The sequence below is a fragment of the Enterobacter cloacae complex sp. ESBL7 genome, from assembly GCF_041679625.1.
In the GTDB taxonomy this organism is placed as follows: domain Bacteria; phylum Pseudomonadota; class Gammaproteobacteria; order Enterobacterales; family Enterobacteriaceae; genus Enterobacter; species Enterobacter asburiae_B.
In genome coordinates this window covers 18,904-33,643 of record NZ_JBGORN010000005.1, presented here as the reverse complement: position 1 = coordinate 33,643, position 14,740 = coordinate 18,904, and the positions used below count along the sequence as shown (strand labels likewise).

The following is a 14,740-nucleotide window of genomic DNA, read 5'->3' as shown; positions in this document are numbered from 1 at the left end:
TGCGGCGGCGCAGTTTAACTGAGTTTATCCTTAAGTACAGTCCGCATCCCCTTGGCAGGAAACTTATTTAAACAAAAATAGTCTGAAAAGTGGCGAGAATTGGAAGTGTCTGTCTGTAGATTTCTTCCGCAACGTTTTATAGTACGTAACTCATTTACGTTTAACGCTGGGGTGAGAGTCCCCAGGCCCTGGAGATATGGATGAAATCACTGTTTAAAGTAACGCTGCTGGCGACGACGATGGCTGTTGCGCTGAACGCGCCGCTGTCATTCGCTGCTGATACTGCTGCGAAGCCTGCTGCCACTGCAGACAGCAAAGCGGCGTTCAAAAATGACGACCAGAAATCCGCCTACGCACTGGGCGCATCTCTGGGTCGCTACATGGAAAACTCTCTGAAAGAACAAGAGAAACTGGGCATCAAACTGGATAAAGCTCAGCTGATCGCGGGCGTTCAGGACGCATTTGCAGATAAGAGCAAGCTGTCTGACCAGGAAATTGAACAGACTCTGCAGGCGTTCGAAGCGCGCGTGAAGGGTGCCGCGCAGACCAAGATGGACGCGGACGCTAAAGACAACGAAGCGAAAGGCAAAGCCTACCGAGATACCTTTGCCAAAGAGAAAGGTGTGAAAACCTCTTCTACCGGCCTGGTGTACAAAGTTGAGAAAGAAGGCACCGGCGATGCGCCTAAAGACAGCGACACCGTTGTTGTGAACTACAAAGGTACGCTGATCGACGGTAAAGAGTTCGATAACTCTTACACCCGCGGTGAGCCGCTCTCCTTCCGTCTGGATGGTGTGATCCCTGGCTGGACTGAAGGCCTGAAAAACATCAAGAAAGGCGGCAAGATCAAGATGGTTATCCCACCGGATCTGGCCTATGGCAAAACCGGCGTTCCGGGTATCCCTGCCAACTCTACGCTGGTCTTTGACGTAGAGCTGCTGGATATCAAACCGGCACCGAAAGCGGATGCGAAAGCAGACGCACCGGCTGACGATAAAGCCGCTGCTGCTAAGAAGTAATGTTGAAAAAAACCGCCGCCTTTCAGGCGGCGGTTTTTTTATTGTGGGGCAGATATAATTAACACTGGAAAGCGCTACGCACGCTGTATTAATTTAGTTGTCCGTGTAGATAATGAGCCTGCCCTGAAAACCTAACGACAGGCTCCTGAAAAGGAGTGTTTTTTTCATGTCCAGGTCGCTTTTAACCAACGAAACCAGTGAACTTGATTTGCTGGATCAACGTCCTTTCGATCAGACCGACTTCGATATTCTGAAATCCTACGAAGCGGTAGTGGACGGGTTAGCGATGCTCATTGGCTCCCACTGCGAAATCGTATTGCACTCCCTGCAAGATCTGAAGTGTTCCGCCATCCGCATTGCGAATGGTGAGCATACTGGCCGTAAAATTGGTTCGCCAATTACCGACCTTGCATTGCGTATGCTGCATGACATGACCGGCGCGGACAGCAGCGTCTCAAAATGCTATTTCACCCGCGCCAAAAGCGGCGTGCTGATGAAATCAGAAACCATCGCGATTCGAAACCGCGAGCATCGTGTTATTGGGCTGCTGTGCATCAACATGAACCTTGATGTGCCATTCTCGCAAATCATGAGCACCTTTATTCCACCAGAAACGCCGGACGTTGGCTCTTCTGTTAACTTTGCCTCCTCCGTTGAAGATCTGGTGACGCAGACGCTTGAGTTTACGATTGAAGAGGTGAATGCCGATCGCAACGTCTCGAACAACGCCAAGAATCGCCAGATCGTGCTTAATCTCTACGAAAAAGGGATTTTTGATATTAAAGACGCCATCAACCAGGTGGCCGATCGTCTGAACATCTCCAAGCACACGGTCTACCTCTATATTCGCCAGTTCAAAAGCGGCGATTTCCAGGGACAAGACAAGTAATGCGTTTTGCGTTAATGGTGACAGGCCCGGCGTACGGCACTCAGCAGGCCAGCAGCGCGCTGCAGTTTGCGCATGCGCTACTGGCGGCCGGACATGAGCTAGCGAGCGTCTTCTTCTATCGGGAAGGGGTGTATAACGCGAATCAGTTTACGTCACCGGCGAGCGACGAATTCGATCTGGTGCGCGCCTGGCAGGCATTAAACGAAAAGCAGGGCGTAGAACTGCACATCTGCGTGGCGGCGGCACTGCGCCGCGGGGTGACCGATGCAACCGAAGCCGCACGTCTTGGTTTATCGGGTTCTAACCTGCAGCCCGGCTTTTCGTTGAGTGGCCTGGGTGCACTGGCACAGGCGGCATTAACCTGCGACAGAGTGGTGCAATTCTGATGAAGCGTGTCGCGTTTGTTTTTTCCTCCGCACCGCACGGCAATGCGTCCGGCAGAGAAGGGCTGGATGCGCTGCTCGCGACCTCAGCATTGACCGAAGATATCGGTGTCTTCTTTTTGGGCGACGGCGTATTTCAACTTCTGGCGGGGCAACAGCCTCAGGCCATTCTGGCGCGTGATTACATCGCGACGTTCAAAGTGTTACCGCTTTACGATATCGAAACCTTCTATGTCTGTGCCGACTCCCTGGCTGCGCGCGGCCTAAACGAGGCAACGCCTTTCGTGCTGGATGTGACAGTCTTGTCTTCTGCTGCATTGCGCGAACACCTTTCCCACTACGACACCGTTCTGACTTTCTGAGGCTGACATGCTCCATACTCTGAGCCATTCACCGTGGCAATGTGATATCGACGCGTTACTGAGTATGCTGCGCGAAGGTGATGACCTGCTGCTGATTCAGGATGGTGTGCTTGCCGCACTGGACGGCAGTCGTTTCGTTGAAATCCTCACGAATGCCCCCATAACAGTCTCTGCGCTGAAGGACGATCTGGATGCGCGGGGTCTTTCTGGTCAAATTTCAGCCAAAATTGACGTGGTTGGCTATACTGATTTCGTCAATCTTACTGTGACGCACGCCAGTCAAATGAACTGGTGATTTGAGATCGCTGTATATTTCTTGACACCTTTTCGACGTAGCCCTAAAATTTCGCGTCCTCATATTGTATGAGGTCGTTTTATTACGTGTTTACGAAGCAAAAGCTAAAACCAGGAGCTATTTAATGGCAACAGTTAACCAGCTGGTACGCAAACCACGCGCACGCAAAGTTGCAAAGAGCAACGTGCCTGCGCTGGAAGCCTGCCCGCAGAAACGTGGCGTATGTACTCGTGTATATACCACCACTCCTAAAAAACCAAACTCCGCACTGCGTAAAGTATGCCGTGTGCGTTTGACTAACGGTTTCGAAGTGACTTCCTACATCGGTGGTGAAGGTCACAACCTGCAGGAGCACTCCGTGATCCTGATCCGTGGCGGTCGTGTTAAAGACCTTCCGGGTGTTCGTTACCACACCGTTCGTGGTGCGCTCGACTGCTCAGGTGTTAAAGACCGTAAGCAGGCTCGCTCCAAGTACGGCGTGAAGCGTCCTAAGGCTTAATGGTTCTCCGTTAAGTAAGGCCAAACTGATTTATCTTAATGTCAAACTAAACTCTTTGAGTTTTGGACAATCCTGAATTAACAACGGAGTATTCCCATGCCACGTCGTCGCGTTATTGGTCAGCGTAAAATTCTTCCAGATCCGAAATTCGGATCAGAACTGCTGGCAAAATTTGTAAATATCCTGATGGTAGATGGTAAAAAATCTACTGCAGAAGCAATCGTATACAGCGCGCTTGAGACCCTGGCTCAGCGTTCTGGTAAAAATGAACTGGAAGCTTTCGAAGTCGCTCTCGACAACGTTCGCCCAACCGTAGAAGTTAAGTCCCGCCGCGTTGGTGGTTCTACTTATCAGGTTCCAGTTGAAGTTCGTCCGGTTCGTCGTAATGCTCTGGCAATGCGTTGGATCGTTGAAGCTGCTCGTAAACGCGGTGATAAATCCATGGCTCTGCGTCTGGCGAACGAACTTTCTGATGCTGCAGACAACAAAGGTACTGCAGTTAAGAAACGTGAAGACGTTCACCGTATGGCAGAAGCCAACAAGGCGTTCGCACACTACCGTTGGTAATCCCTTCGGAGTATTAGTCACCAGGCGGGCGCTTCAGAGAAGCCGCCCGCTCTGGGTAACTTAACTGAACGCCTAAAGATATAAACGAGGAATCAAATGGCTCGTACAACACCCATCGCACGCTACCGTAACATCGGTATCAGTGCGCACATCGACGCCGGTAAAACCACTACTACCGAACGTATTCTGTTCTACACCGGTGTAAACCATAAAATCGGTGAAGTTCATGACGGCGCAGCCACCATGGACTGGATGGAACAGGAGCAGGAGCGTGGTATCACTATCACCTCCGCAGCGACTACTGCATTCTGGTCAGGTATGGCTAAGCAGTACGAACCGCATCGCGTAAACATCATCGACACCCCAGGGCACGTTGACTTCACCATCGAAGTAGAACGTTCCATGCGTGTTCTTGACGGCGCGGTAATGGTTTATTGCGCAGTTGGTGGTGTTCAGCCACAGTCTGAAACCGTATGGCGTCAGGCGAACAAATATAAAGTTCCACGCATCGCGTTCGTTAACAAAATGGACCGTATGGGTGCTAACTTCCTGAAAGTTGTTGGCCAGATCAAAACCCGTCTGGGCGCGAACCCTGTTCCGCTGCAGCTGGCAATTGGTGCTGAAGAAGGCTTCACCGGCGTTATCGACCTGGTGAAAATGAAAGCCATCAACTGGAACGATGCAGACCAGGGCGTTACCTTCGAATACGAAGATATCCCAGCTGCAATGCAGGACCTGGCTGACGAATGGCACCAGAACCTGATCGAATCCGCTGCTGAAGCTTCTGAAGAGCTGATGGAGAAATACCTGGGTGGTGAAGAACTGACTGAAGAAGAGATCAAAAAAGCTCTGCGTCAGCGCGTTCTGAACAACGAAATCATCCTGGTAACCTGTGGTTCTGCGTTCAAGAACAAAGGTGTTCAGGCGATGCTGGATGCGGTAGTTGACTACCTGCCATCCCCAGTTGACGTTCCTGCGATCAACGGCATCCTGGACGACGGTAAAGATACTCCGGCTGAGCGTCACGCAAGCGACGAAGAGCCATTCTCTGCACTGGCGTTCAAAATTGCTACCGACCCATTCGTGGGTAACCTGACCTTCTTCCGCGTTTACTCTGGTGTGGTTAACTCCGGTGACACCATCCTGAACTCCGTGAAAGCGGCGCGTGAACGTTTTGGCCGTATCGTACAGATGCACGCTAACAAACGTGAAGAGATCAAAGAAGTTCGTGCGGGCGACATCGCTGCAGCTATCGGTCTGAAAGACGTGACCACTGGTGACACCCTGTGTGACCCGGATCACCCGATCATTCTGGAGCGTATGGAATTCCCTGAGCCGGTAATCTCCATCGCAGTTGAACCAAAAACCAAAGCTGACCAGGAAAAAATGGGTCTGGCTCTGGGCCGTCTGGCGAAAGAAGACCCATCATTCCGCGTATGGACTGATGAAGAATCTAACCAGACCATCATCGCTGGTATGGGTGAACTGCACCTGGACATCATCGTTGACCGTATGAAGCGTGAATTCAACGTTGAAGCGAACGTGGGTAAACCTCAGGTTGCTTACCGCGAAGCGATTCGCGCGAAAGTTACCGATGTTGAAGGTAAACACGCTAAGCAGTCTGGTGGTCGCGGTCAGTACGGTCACGTTGTGATCGACATGTACCCACTGGAGCCGGGCTCTAACCCGAAAGGTTACGAGTTCATCAACGACATCAAAGGTGGTGTAATTCCTGGCGAATACATCCCAGCCGTTGATAAAGGCATCCAGGAACAGCTGAAAGCGGGCCCTCTGGCTGGCTATCCGGTTGTTGACATGGGTGTTCGTCTGCACTTCGGTTCTTACCACGACGTTGACTCCTCTGAACTGGCGTTTAAACTGGCTGCGTCTATTGCCTTTAAAGAAGGCTTTAAGAAAGCAAAACCAGTTCTGCTTGAGCCAATCATGAAGGTTGAAGTAGAAACTCCTGAAGAGAACACCGGTGACGTTATCGGTGACTTGAGCCGTCGTCGCGGTATGCTGCGTGGTCAGGAATCCGAAGTAACTGGCGTTAAGATCCACGCTGAAGTTCCGCTGTCTGAAATGTTCGGATATGCAACTCAGCTGCGTTCTCTGACCAAAGGTCGTGCATCATACACCATGGAATTCCTGAAGTATGATGATGCGCCTAACAACGTTGCTCAGGCCGTTATTGAAGCCCGTGGTAAGTAATCCACAGGATTAAAACCTAAGTCCCGTGCTCTCTCCACAGGGGAGAGCACTATAGTAAGGAATATAGCCGTGTCTAAAGAAAAATTTGAACGTACAAAACCGCACGTCAACGTTGGTACTATCGGCCACGTTGACCATGGTAAAACTACCCTGACTGCTGCAATCACTACCGTTCTGGCTAAAACCTACGGTGGTTCTGCTCGTGCATTCGACCAGATCGATAACGCACCAGAAGAAAAAGCACGTGGTATCACCATCAACACTTCCCACGTTGAATATGACACCCCGACTCGCCACTACGCACACGTAGACTGCCCAGGCCACGCCGACTATGTTAAAAACATGATCACCGGTGCTGCGCAGATGGACGGCGCGATCCTGGTTGTTGCTGCGACTGACGGCCCAATGCCTCAGACTCGTGAGCACATCCTGCTGGGTCGTCAGGTAGGCGTTCCTTTCATCATCGTGTTCCTGAACAAATGCGACATGGTTGATGACGAAGAGCTGCTGGAACTGGTAGAGATGGAAGTTCGTGAACTGCTGTCTCAGTACGATTTCCCGGGCGACGATACTCCAATCGTTCGTGGTTCTGCTCTGAAAGCGCTGGAAGGCGAAGCTGAGTGGGAAGCTAAAATCATCGAACTGGCTGGCTTCCTGGATTCTTACATCCCAGAACCAGAGCGTGCGATTGACAAGCCGTTCCTGCTGCCAATCGAAGACGTATTCTCCATCTCCGGTCGTGGTACCGTTGTTACCGGTCGTGTAGAGCGCGGTATCATCAAAGTTGGTGAAGAAGTTGAAATCGTTGGTATCAAAGAGACTGCTAAGTCTACCTGTACTGGCGTTGAAATGTTCCGCAAACTGCTGGACGAAGGCCGTGCTGGTGAGAACGTTGGTGTTCTGCTGCGTGGTATCAAACGTGAAGAAATCGAACGTGGTCAGGTTCTGGCGAAGCCAGGCTCAATCAAGCCACACACCAAGTTCGAATCTGAAGTGTACATCCTGTCCAAAGACGAAGGCGGCCGTCATACTCCGTTCTTCAAAGGCTACCGTCCACAGTTCTACTTCCGTACAACTGACGTGACCGGTACCATCGAACTGCCAGAAGGCGTTGAGATGGTAATGCCAGGCGACAACATCAAGATGGTTGTGACTCTGATCCACCCAATCGCGATGGACGACGGTCTGCGTTTCGCAATCCGTGAAGGCGGCCGTACCGTTGGCGCGGGCGTTGTTGCTAAAGTTCTGGGCTAATTAATTATCCCCGAATAAAAAAGGACGCTTCGGCGTCCTTTTTTGTTTTCTGCCGCTCAGTTACTGTCACAAAATTTCGCATTTTTTGCCTGCTCCCGCCCCGTATTGTGGCGTTTGTGCTATTGTAATCATAACCATTCTCACTTACACTTTGCGCATAATTTGAACGGGAGTCTCTATGTACGTTTGTTTATGTAATGGTGTAAGCGACAAGAAAATACGTCAGGCCGTTCGCCAGTTTCAGCCTCAGTCATTTCAGCAACTACGCAAATTTGTTCCGGTGGGAAATCAATGCGGTAAATGTGTACGTGCTGCGCGAGAGATCATGCAGGACGAATTGATGCAGATCCCGGAATACAAAGAGATCGCGTAAGCGCCCATCTTTTTTTTGACATCCCTGTAGCCCGATCTACGCTTCAATGAGTGGAAGCGGAGGGACTATATAATGAAAGGTGATGTTAAAATCATAAGTTATCTCAATAAATTATTGGGAAATGAGCTTGTCGCAATTAACCAGTACTTTCTTCACGCGAGAATGTTCAAAAACTGGGGGCTTAAACGTCTGAACGACGTTGAGTACCATGAATCGATCGATGAAATGAAGCACGCTGATAAATATATCGAGCGTATTTTATTCCTTGAAGGCATTCCAAACCTGCAGGATCTCGGAAAGCTGGGCATCGGAGAAGATGTCGAAGAGATGCTGCGTTCCGACCTCAGGCTGGAACTTGAAGGTGCCAAAGATCTCCGTGAAGCCATTGCCTATGCCGACAGCGTACATGACTACGTTAGTCGCGATATGATGATCCAGATCCTGGCCGATGAAGAAGGTCATATTGACTGGCTGGAAACGGAGCTGGATCTGATTGCTAAAATCGGTCTGCAGAACTACCTTCAGTCGCAGATTAAAGTGGAAGAGTAACCACCGTCTTCCAGCCTACGCATAAACCCGCTGCTGCCAGAAATGGCCCAAAAGGCAGTGGGTTTTTTAATGCTCCCTTATCGCCGGTGAGTAACGAAAACACAAGAATGCTAAGTAGCGCCATAAGCGCAGCGAGTAACGCCAGTGTAGGCAGCATGCACCAGCCATGCCACGCGCCAAGCGCCGCCAGGTATTTTACATCGCCGTATCCCATCCCTTCACGCCGGCAGATAAACCGATATCCCCAGTAAATAACGGCAAAGCCGACATATCCAGCCATCGCTCCCACCACTGCACTCGGCAGAAAATCAGGTTGGACACAGAGCTGAAAGAGCAGGCCCGCCCATAGCAACGGGCAGAGAAATTTATCAGGAAGCAGTCCGCAGCGAATATCTGCACGTACGAGAAAGGCAGTCAGCGAAAAATAGACCAGCAAAAAGGGGAGGGTGGTTAACATGGAAAAGGCCTCAAAAGGGTTTGAGCGCATCCTCGCTATAATCGACCTGGTCGGCAATCTATAAAAACGACACTTGCGTAGGGGCTCGAGACAAAGCCTTGAGAAGGGATACATTGCGTAAAAAGTTGCGCGCCCATACGCATACTGCGCCTCTGGCGCTTAATTTCTAAACGGCACTTGCGTCTTGTCCAGATTTACGTATAATGCGCGGGCTTGTCGTAATTGACGGCGGGTTCAATCAGAACCAGAGTAGCTCATTTTGTTACTCAACAATGCTCCCAATTGGGGAGCTACGTAAGAACGGTTACACTCTCCCATCAATCGTAATGGGTTTGAGGAGTAATCATTTTCGTTTATAAAATAATTGGAGCTCTGGTCTCATGCAGAACCAAAGAATCCGTATCCGCCTTAAAGCGTTTGATCATCGTCTGATCGATCAATCAACCGCGGAAATCGTCGAGACTGCTAAGCGCACTGGTGCGCAAGTCCGTGGTCCGATCCCGCTGCCGACCCGCAAAGAGCGCTTCACCGTTCTGATCTCTCCGCACGTCAACAAAGACGCGCGTGATCAGTACGAAATCCGCACTCACAAGCGTCTGGTTGACATCGTTGAGCCAACTGAGAAAACCGTTGATGCTCTGATGCGTCTGGATCTGGCTGCCGGTGTAGACGTGCAGATCAGCCTGGGTTAATCAGGTCATCGAGCGATTGAGAGGTTGATACAATGATTGGTTTAGTCGGTAAAAAAGTGGGCATGACCCGCATCTTCACTGAAGATGGCGTTTCAATCCCAGTAACCGTAATCGAAGTTGAAGCAAACCGCGTTACCCAGGTTAAAGATCTGGCTAACGATGGCTACCGCGCTGTTCAGGTGACCACTGGTGCTAAAAAAGCTAACCGTGTAACCAAACCAGAAGCGGGTCACTTCGCTAAAGCTGGCGTAGAAGCTGGCCGTGGTCTGTGGGAATTCCGTCTTGCTGAAGGCGAAGAGTTCACCGTAGGTCAGGACATTAGCGTTGAGCTGTTTGCTGACGTTAAAAAAGTTGACGTAACCGGTACCTCTAAAGGTAAAGGTTTTGCTGGTACCGTTAAGCGCTGGAACTTCCGTACCCAGGACGCTACCCACGGTAACTCCTTGTCTCACCGCGTTCCGGGTTCTATCGGTCAGAACCAGACTCCGGGCAAAGTGTTCAAAGGCAAGAAAATGGCAGGTCAGCTGGGTAACGAACGTGTGACCGTTCAGAGCCTGGACGTAGTACGTGTTGACGCTGAGCGCAACCTGCTGCTGGTTAAAGGTGCAGTTCCGGGTGCAACCGGTAGCGACCTGATCGTTAAACCAGCTGTGAAGGCGTAAGGGGATAGCAATGGAATTAGTATTGAAAGACGCGCAGAGCGCGCTGACTGTTTCCGAAACTACCTTCGGTCGTGATTTCAACGAAGCGCTGGTTCACCAGGTTGTTGTTGCTTATGCAGCTGGTGCTCGTCAGGGTACTCGTGCTCAGAAGACTCGTGCTGAAGTAACTGGTTCTGGCAAAAAGCCATGGCGCCAGAAAGGTACCGGCCGTGCGCGTTCAGGTTCTATCAAGAGCCCGATCTGGCGTTCAGGTGGCGTGACCTTCGCTGCGCGTCCACAGGACCACAGTCAAAAAGTTAACAAAAAGATGTACCGCGGCGCGCTGAAAAGCATCCTGTCCGAACTGGTACGTCAGGATCGTCTGATCGTTGTCGAGAAGTTCTCTGTTGAAGCGCCTAAAACTAAGCTGCTGGCACAGAAACTGAAAGACATGGCTCTGGAAGATGTGCTGATCATCACCGGTGAGCTGGACGAGAACCTGTTCCTGGCCGCACGTAACCTGCACAAGGTTGACGTACGCGATGCGACTGGTATCGACCCGGTTAGCCTGATCGCCTTCGACAAAGTCGTAATGACTGCTGATGCTGTTAAGCAAGTTGAGGAGATGCTGGCATGATTCGTGAAGAACGTCTGCTGAAGGTGCTTCGCGCACCGCACGTTTCTGAAAAAGCGTCTACTGCGATGGAAAAAACAAACACCATCGTTCTCAAAGTTGCTAAAGACGCGACCAAAGCAGAGATCAAAGCTGCTGTGCAGAAACTGTTTGAAGTCGAAGTCGAAGTCGTTAACACCCTGGTAGTTAAAGGGAAAGTTAAACGTCACGGACAGCGTATCGGTCGTCGTAGCGACTGGAAAAAAGCTTACGTCACCCTGAAAGAAGGCCAGAATCTGGACTTCGTTGGCGGCGCTGAGTAAGTCGGAGGAGTAATACAATGGCAGTTGTTAAATGTAAACCGACATCTCCGGGTCGTCGCCACGTAGTTAAAGTGGTTAACCCTGAGCTGCACAAGGGCAAACCTTTTGCTCCGTTGCTGGAAAAAAACAGCAAATCCGGTGGTCGTAACAACAATGGCCGTATCACCACTCGTCACATCGGTGGTGGCCACAAGCAGGCTTATCGTATTGTTGACTTCAAACGCAACAAAGACGGTATCCCAGCAGTTGTTGAACGTCTTGAGTACGATCCGAACCGTTCCGCGAACATCGCGCTGGTTCTGTACAAAGACGGCGAACGCCGTTACATCCTGGCCCCTAAAGGCCTGAAAGCTGGCGACCAGATTCAGTCTGGCGTTGATGCTGCAATCAAAGCAGGCAACACCCTGCCGATGCGCAATATCCCGGTTGGTTCTACCGTTCATAACGTAGAAATGAAACCAGGTAAAGGCGGTCAGCTGGCACGTTCCGCTGGTACTTACGTTCAGATCGTTGCTCGTGATGGTGCGTATGTCACCCTGCGTCTGCGTTCTGGTGAAATGCGTAAAGTCGAAGCAGACTGCCGCGCTACTCTGGGCGAAGTTGGCAATGCTGAGCATATGCTGCGCGTTCTGGGTAAAGCAGGTGCTGCACGCTGGCGTGGTGTTCGTCCTACCGTTCGCGGTACTGCGATGAACCCAGTCGACCACCCACATGGTGGTGGTGAAGGTCGTAACTTTGGTAAGCACCCGGTAACTCCGTGGGGCGTTCAGACCAAAGGTAAGAAGACCCGCAGCAACAAGCGTACTGATAAATTTATCGTACGTCGCCGTAGCAAATAATTTTAGAGGATAAGCCATGCCACGTTCTCTCAAGAAAGGTCCTTTTATTGACCTGCACTTGCTGAAGAAGGTAGAGAAAGCGGTGGAAAGCGGAGACAAGAAGCCCCTGCGCACTTGGTCCCGTCGTTCAACGATCTTTCCTAACATGATCGGTTTGACCATCGCTGTCCATAATGGTCGTCAGCACGTTCCAGTCTTTGTTACCGACGAAATGGTTGGTCACAAACTGGGTGAATTCGCACCGACTCGTACTTATCGCGGCCACGCTGCTGATAAAAAAGCGAAGAAGAAATAAGGTAGGAGGAAGAGATGGAAACTTTAGCTCAACATCGCCATGCTCGTTCTTCTGCTCAGAAGGTTCGCCTTGTTGCTGACCTGATTCGCGGTAAGAAAGTGTCGCAGGCCCTGGACATCCTGACCTATACCAACAAGAAAGCTGCGGTATTGGTCAAGAAAGTACTGGAATCTGCCATTGCTAACGCTGAACACAACGATGGCGCTGACATCGACGATCTGAAAGTCGCGAAAATTTTCGTAGATGAAGGCCCAAGCATGAAGCGCATTATGCCGCGTGCGAAAGGTCGTGCAGATCGCATCCTGAAGCGCACCAGCCACATTACTGTGGTTGTGTCCGATCGCTGAGACTCTGGAGACTAGCAATGGGTCAGAAAGTACATCCTAATGGTATTCGCCTGGGTATTGTAAAACCATGGAACTCTACCTGGTTTGCGAACACCAAAGAATTCGCTGACAACCTGGACAGCGATTTTAAAGTACGTCAGTACCTGACTAAGGAACTGGCTAAAGCGTCTGTATCTCGTATCGTTATCGAGCGTCCAGCGAAGAGCATCCGTGTGACTATTCACACTGCTCGTCCTGGCATCGTTATCGGTAAGAAAGGCGAAGACGTAGAAAAACTGCGCAAGGTCGTAGCGGATATCGCTGGCGTTCCTGCACAGATCAATATCGCTGAAGTTCGTAAGCCTGAACTGGACGCTAAATTGGTTGCTGACAGCATCACTTCACAGCTGGAACGTCGTGTTATGTTCCGTCGTGCTATGAAGCGTGCTGTACAGAACGCAATGCGTCTGGGCGCTAAAGGTATCAAAGTTGAAGTTAGCGGCCGTCTGGGCGGCGCGGAAATCGCACGTACCGAATGGTACCGCGAAGGTCGCGTACCGCTGCACACTCTGCGTGCTGACATCGACTACAACACCTCTGAAGCGCACACCACTTACGGTGTAATCGGCGTTAAGGTATGGATCTTCAAAGGTGAGATCCTGGGTGGTATGGCTGCTGTTGAACAACCGGAAAAACCGGCTGCTCAACCTAAAAAGCAGCAGCGTAAAGGCCGTAAATAAGGAGCGTCGCTGATGTTACAACCAAAGCGTACAAAATTCCGTAAAGTGCACAAAGGCCGCAACCGTGGTCTGGCGCAGGGTACGGATGTTAGCTTCGGCACTTTCGGTCTGAAAGCTGTTGGCCGTGGTCGTCTGACTGCACGTCAGATCGAAGCAGCACGTCGTGCAATGACCCGTGCAGTTAAGCGTCAAGGTAAGATCTGGATCCGTGTATTCCCGGACAAACCGATCACCGAGAAGCCACTGGAAGTTCGTATGGGTAAAGGTAAAGGTAACGTGGAGTACTGGGTTGCCTTGATCCAACCGGGCAAAGTCCTTTATGAAATGGACGGTGTTCCGGAAGAGCTGGCCCGTGAAGCCTTCGGCCTGGCAGCAGCGAAACTGCCTATCAAAACCACCTTTGTAACTAAGACGGTGATGTAATGAAAGCAAAAGAGCTGCGTGAAAAAAGCGTTGAAGAGCTGAACGCTGAGCTGCTGAACCTGCTGCGTGAGCAGTTCAACCTGCGTATGCAGGCTGCAAGTGGCCAGCTGCAACAGACTCACCTGCTGAAGCAAGTGCGTCGCAATGTTGCACGCGTTAAGACTTTACTGACTCAGAAGGCGGGTGCGTAATGACCGATAAAATCCGTACTCTGCAAGGTCGTGTTGTTAGCGACAAAATGGAGAAATCCATTGTTGTAGCTATCGAACGTATTGTGAAACACCCGATCTACGGTAAATTCATCAAGCGTACGACCAAACTGCACGTACATGACGAGAACAACGAATGTGGTATCGGCGACAAGGTTGAAATCCGTGAATGCCGTCCACTGTCCAAGACTAAGTCCTGGACGCTGGTTCGCGTTGTAGAGAAAGCGGTTCTGTAATACAGTACGCCTTCTCAATACGAATAAACGGCTCAGCGATGAGCCGTTTATTTTTTCTACCCATATTGCAGAAGCGGTGTTATAATGCCGCGCCCTCGATATGGGGCTTTTTAACGGCTCTGATTTTAGAGTCTCAGGTAGTAGTTGACATTAGCGGAGCACTAAAATGATCCAAGAACAGACTATGCTGAACGTCGCCGACAACTCCGGTGCACGTCGCGTAATGTGTATCAAGGTTCTGGGTGGCTCGCACCGTCGCTACGCAGGCGTAGGCGACATCATCAAGATCACCATCAAGGAAGCAATTCCACGTGGTAAGGTCAAAAAAGGTGATGTGCTGAAGGCGGTAGTGGTGCGCACCAAGAAGGGTGTTCGTCGCCCTGACGGTTCTGTCATTCGCTTCGATGGTAATGCATGCGTTATTTTAAACAATAACAGCGAGCAGCCTATCGGCACGCGTATCTTTGGGCCGGTAACTCGTGAACTTCGTACTGAGAAGTTCATGAAAATTATCTCTCTGGCACCAGAAGTACTCTAAGGAGCGA

General features: G+C 50.8%; 24 protein-coding genes. 23 read left to right on the top strand and 1 reads right to left on the bottom strand.

What is annotated here, in order from left to right:
* The first annotated feature begins 200 nt into the window (after positions 1-200).
* The 11 genes from fkpA (at position 201) to bfr (ending at position 8,401) form a co-directional block, all read left to right on the top strand.
* Complete coding sequence (gene fkpA / locus ACERY3_RS17475; protein WP_023309460.1) at positions 201-1,019, top strand: FKBP-type peptidyl-prolyl cis-trans isomerase; 819 nt, start codon at positions 201-203, stop codon at positions 1,017-1,019.
* 166 nt (positions 1,020-1,185) lie between these two features.
* Positions 1,186-1,908 carry a transcriptional regulator gene (locus tag ACERY3_RS17470; RefSeq protein WP_014171909.1) on the top strand — a complete coding sequence of 241 codons (723 nt, stop codon included), beginning with the start codon at positions 1,186-1,188 and terminating at the stop codon, positions 1,906-1,908.
* The gene (gene tusD / locus ACERY3_RS17465; protein ID WP_033146792.1) at positions 1,908-2,294 is read left to right on the top strand and encodes a sulfurtransferase complex subunit TusD; all 387 of its coding nucleotides are present in this window, start codon (positions 1,908-1,910) and stop codon (positions 2,292-2,294) included. The genes ACERY3_RS17470 and tusD overlap by 1 nt, the downstream gene beginning before the upstream one ends.
* On the top strand, positions 2,294-2,653 hold the full coding sequence (gene tusC / locus ACERY3_RS17460) for a sulfurtransferase complex subunit TusC (protein WP_033146791.1): 360 nt from the start codon (positions 2,294-2,296) through the stop codon (positions 2,651-2,653). Before tusD ends, tusC begins: the two co-directional genes overlap by 1 nt.
* A gap of 7 nt (positions 2,654-2,660) precedes the next feature.
* Positions 2,661-2,948 carry a sulfurtransferase complex subunit TusB gene (gene tusB, locus ACERY3_RS17455; protein WP_033146790.1) on the top strand — a complete coding sequence of 96 codons (288 nt, stop codon included), beginning with the start codon at positions 2,661-2,663 and terminating at the stop codon, positions 2,946-2,948.
* Between the two features lie 124 nt (positions 2,949-3,072).
* The gene (gene rpsL / locus ACERY3_RS17450) at positions 3,073-3,447 is read left to right on the top strand and encodes a 30S ribosomal protein S12 (RefSeq protein WP_000246815.1); all 375 of its coding nucleotides are present in this window, start codon (positions 3,073-3,075) and stop codon (positions 3,445-3,447) included.
* A 96-nt stretch (positions 3,448-3,543) separates the two neighbouring features.
* Positions 3,544-4,014: a 30S ribosomal protein S7 gene (rpsG, locus tag ACERY3_RS17445; protein ID WP_004106370.1), complete on the top strand. Its 471-nt coding sequence runs from the start codon at positions 3,544-3,546 to the stop codon at positions 4,012-4,014.
* 96 nt (positions 4,015-4,110) lie between these two features.
* Complete coding sequence (fusA, locus tag ACERY3_RS17440) at positions 4,111-6,225, top strand: elongation factor G (RefSeq protein ID WP_033146789.1); 2,115 nt, start codon at positions 4,111-4,113, stop codon at positions 6,223-6,225.
* A 69-nt stretch (positions 6,226-6,294) separates the two neighbouring features.
* The gene (tuf, locus tag ACERY3_RS17435; protein WP_014068448.1) at positions 6,295-7,479 is read left to right on the top strand and encodes an elongation factor Tu; all 1,185 of its coding nucleotides are present in this window, start codon (positions 6,295-6,297) and stop codon (positions 7,477-7,479) included.
* 178 nt (positions 7,480-7,657) lie between these two features.
* Entirely contained in the window at positions 7,658-7,852 is a 195-nt protein-coding gene (bfd, locus tag ACERY3_RS17430; RefSeq protein WP_008503493.1) for a bacterioferritin-associated ferredoxin, read from the top strand.
* A gap of 72 nt (positions 7,853-7,924) precedes the next feature.
* Positions 7,925-8,401 (top strand): bacterioferritin, encoded by a 477-nt coding sequence (bfr, locus tag ACERY3_RS17425; protein ID WP_008503492.1) that lies wholly within the window; start codon positions 7,925-7,927, stop codon positions 8,399-8,401.
* Here bfr and ACERY3_RS17420 read toward each other — a convergent pair.
* Positions 8,385-8,858 (bottom strand): A24 family peptidase, encoded by a 474-nt coding sequence (locus ACERY3_RS17420; protein WP_033146787.1) that lies wholly within the window; start codon positions 8,856-8,858, stop codon positions 8,385-8,387. The two genes, bfr and ACERY3_RS17420, sit on opposite strands and share 17 nt — an antisense overlap.
* A 380-nt stretch (positions 8,859-9,238) precedes the next feature.
* Between ACERY3_RS17420 and rpsJ the strand changes: the two genes are divergently transcribed.
* The 12 genes from rpsJ (at position 9,239) to rplN (ending at position 14,733) form a co-directional block, all read left to right on the top strand.
* Positions 9,239-9,550 carry a 30S ribosomal protein S10 gene (rpsJ, locus tag ACERY3_RS17415; RefSeq protein ID WP_001181005.1) on the top strand — a complete coding sequence of 104 codons (312 nt, stop codon included), beginning with the start codon at positions 9,239-9,241 and terminating at the stop codon, positions 9,548-9,550.
* A gap of 32 nt (positions 9,551-9,582) precedes the next feature.
* A complete protein-coding gene (gene rplC, locus ACERY3_RS17410; RefSeq protein ID WP_006178923.1) occupies positions 9,583-10,212 on the top strand; it encodes a 50S ribosomal protein L3 in 630 nt (209 codons plus the stop codon).
* Positions 10,213-10,222: 10 nt separating this feature from the next.
* Positions 10,223-10,828 (top strand): 50S ribosomal protein L4, encoded by a 606-nt coding sequence (gene rplD, locus ACERY3_RS17405; protein WP_000424395.1) that lies wholly within the window; start codon positions 10,223-10,225, stop codon positions 10,826-10,828.
* On the top strand, positions 10,825-11,127 hold the full coding sequence (gene rplW / locus ACERY3_RS17400) for a 50S ribosomal protein L23 (RefSeq protein ID WP_000617546.1): 303 nt from the start codon (positions 10,825-10,827) through the stop codon (positions 11,125-11,127). The genes rplD and rplW overlap by 4 nt, the downstream gene beginning before the upstream one ends.
* A gap of 17 nt (positions 11,128-11,144) precedes the next feature.
* Complete coding sequence (gene rplB, locus ACERY3_RS17395; RefSeq protein ID WP_000301859.1) at positions 11,145-11,966, top strand: 50S ribosomal protein L2; 822 nt, start codon at positions 11,145-11,147, stop codon at positions 11,964-11,966.
* Positions 11,967-11,982: 16 nt separating this feature from the next.
* The gene (gene rpsS / locus ACERY3_RS17390; RefSeq protein WP_001138117.1) at positions 11,983-12,261 is read left to right on the top strand and encodes a 30S ribosomal protein S19; all 279 of its coding nucleotides are present in this window, start codon (positions 11,983-11,985) and stop codon (positions 12,259-12,261) included.
* A 14-nt stretch (positions 12,262-12,275) separates the two neighbouring features.
* On the top strand, positions 12,276-12,608 hold the full coding sequence (gene rplV / locus ACERY3_RS17385) for a 50S ribosomal protein L22 (RefSeq protein WP_002919773.1): 333 nt from the start codon (positions 12,276-12,278) through the stop codon (positions 12,606-12,608).
* 17 nt (positions 12,609-12,625) lie between these two features.
* Positions 12,626-13,327, top strand: a complete 702-nt coding sequence (rpsC, locus tag ACERY3_RS17380) for a 30S ribosomal protein S3 (protein WP_000529945.1) — start codon at positions 12,626-12,628, stop codon at positions 13,325-13,327.
* A 12-nt stretch (positions 13,328-13,339) separates the two neighbouring features.
* The gene (gene rplP / locus ACERY3_RS17375; RefSeq protein ID WP_002919759.1) at positions 13,340-13,750 is read left to right on the top strand and encodes a 50S ribosomal protein L16; all 411 of its coding nucleotides are present in this window, start codon (positions 13,340-13,342) and stop codon (positions 13,748-13,750) included.
* A complete protein-coding gene (gene rpmC / locus ACERY3_RS17370) occupies positions 13,750-13,941 on the top strand; it encodes a 50S ribosomal protein L29 (RefSeq protein WP_003863282.1) in 192 nt (63 codons plus the stop codon). Before rplP ends, rpmC begins: the two co-directional genes overlap by 1 nt.
* On the top strand, positions 13,941-14,195 hold the full coding sequence (rpsQ, locus tag ACERY3_RS17365; RefSeq protein ID WP_008503489.1) for a 30S ribosomal protein S17: 255 nt from the start codon (positions 13,941-13,943) through the stop codon (positions 14,193-14,195). Before rpmC ends, rpsQ begins: the two co-directional genes overlap by 1 nt.
* 166 nt (positions 14,196-14,361) lie before the next feature.
* On the top strand, positions 14,362-14,733 hold the full coding sequence (gene rplN / locus ACERY3_RS17360; protein ID WP_002919748.1) for a 50S ribosomal protein L14: 372 nt from the start codon (positions 14,362-14,364) through the stop codon (positions 14,731-14,733).
* Positions 14,734-14,740: the final 7 nt, after the last annotated feature.

What these genes read in the sequence shown, in the direction of transcription:
- rplP (WP_002919759.1), top strand. Translation starts at nt 13,340, where the DNA reads ATGTTACAACCAAAGCGTACAAAATTCCGTAAAGTGCACAAAGGCCGC.
- rplC (WP_006178923.1), top strand. Translation starts at nt 9,583, where the DNA reads ATGATTGGTTTAGTCGGTAAAAAAGTGGGCATGACCCGCATCTTCACT.
- rplW (WP_000617546.1), top strand. Translation starts at nt 10,825, where the DNA reads ATGATTCGTGAAGAACGTCTGCTGAAGGTGCTTCGCGCACCGCACGTT.
- fusA (WP_033146789.1), top strand. Translation starts at nt 4,111, where the DNA reads ATGGCTCGTACAACACCCATCGCACGCTACCGTAACATCGGTATCAGT.
- rpmC (WP_003863282.1), top strand. Translation starts at nt 13,750, where the DNA reads ATGAAAGCAAAAGAGCTGCGTGAAAAAAGCGTTGAAGAGCTGAACGCT.
- ACERY3_RS17420 (WP_033146787.1), bottom strand. Translation starts at nt 8,858, where the DNA reads ATGTTAACCACCCTCCCCTTTTTGCTGGTCTATTTTTCGCTGACTGCC.
- rpsC (WP_000529945.1), top strand. Translation starts at nt 12,626, where the DNA reads ATGGGTCAGAAAGTACATCCTAATGGTATTCGCCTGGGTATTGTAAAA.
- rpsS (WP_001138117.1), top strand. Translation starts at nt 11,983, where the DNA reads ATGCCACGTTCTCTCAAGAAAGGTCCTTTTATTGACCTGCACTTGCTG.
- rpsQ (WP_008503489.1), top strand. Translation starts at nt 13,941, where the DNA reads ATGACCGATAAAATCCGTACTCTGCAAGGTCGTGTTGTTAGCGACAAA.
- rpsG (WP_004106370.1), top strand. Translation starts at nt 3,544, where the DNA reads ATGCCACGTCGTCGCGTTATTGGTCAGCGTAAAATTCTTCCAGATCCG.
- bfd (WP_008503493.1), top strand. Translation starts at nt 7,658, where the DNA reads ATGTACGTTTGTTTATGTAATGGTGTAAGCGACAAGAAAATACGTCAG.
- ACERY3_RS17470 (WP_014171909.1), top strand. Translation starts at nt 1,186, where the DNA reads ATGTCCAGGTCGCTTTTAACCAACGAAACCAGTGAACTTGATTTGCTG.
- rplV (WP_002919773.1), top strand. Translation starts at nt 12,276, where the DNA reads ATGGAAACTTTAGCTCAACATCGCCATGCTCGTTCTTCTGCTCAGAAG.
- tusD (WP_033146792.1), top strand. Translation starts at nt 1,908, where the DNA reads ATGCGTTTTGCGTTAATGGTGACAGGCCCGGCGTACGGCACTCAGCAG.
- fkpA (WP_023309460.1), top strand. Translation starts at nt 201, where the DNA reads ATGAAATCACTGTTTAAAGTAACGCTGCTGGCGACGACGATGGCTGTT.
- tusB (WP_033146790.1), top strand. Translation starts at nt 2,661, where the DNA reads ATGCTCCATACTCTGAGCCATTCACCGTGGCAATGTGATATCGACGCG.
- rplN (WP_002919748.1), top strand. Translation starts at nt 14,362, where the DNA reads ATGATCCAAGAACAGACTATGCTGAACGTCGCCGACAACTCCGGTGCA.
- rpsJ (WP_001181005.1), top strand. Translation starts at nt 9,239, where the DNA reads ATGCAGAACCAAAGAATCCGTATCCGCCTTAAAGCGTTTGATCATCGT.
- rplD (WP_000424395.1), top strand. Translation starts at nt 10,223, where the DNA reads ATGGAATTAGTATTGAAAGACGCGCAGAGCGCGCTGACTGTTTCCGAA.
- bfr (WP_008503492.1), top strand. Translation starts at nt 7,925, where the DNA reads ATGAAAGGTGATGTTAAAATCATAAGTTATCTCAATAAATTATTGGGA.
- rplB (WP_000301859.1), top strand. Translation starts at nt 11,145, where the DNA reads ATGGCAGTTGTTAAATGTAAACCGACATCTCCGGGTCGTCGCCACGTA.
- rpsL (WP_000246815.1), top strand. Translation starts at nt 3,073, where the DNA reads ATGGCAACAGTTAACCAGCTGGTACGCAAACCACGCGCACGCAAAGTT.
- tusC (WP_033146791.1), top strand. Translation starts at nt 2,294, where the DNA reads ATGAAGCGTGTCGCGTTTGTTTTTTCCTCCGCACCGCACGGCAATGCG.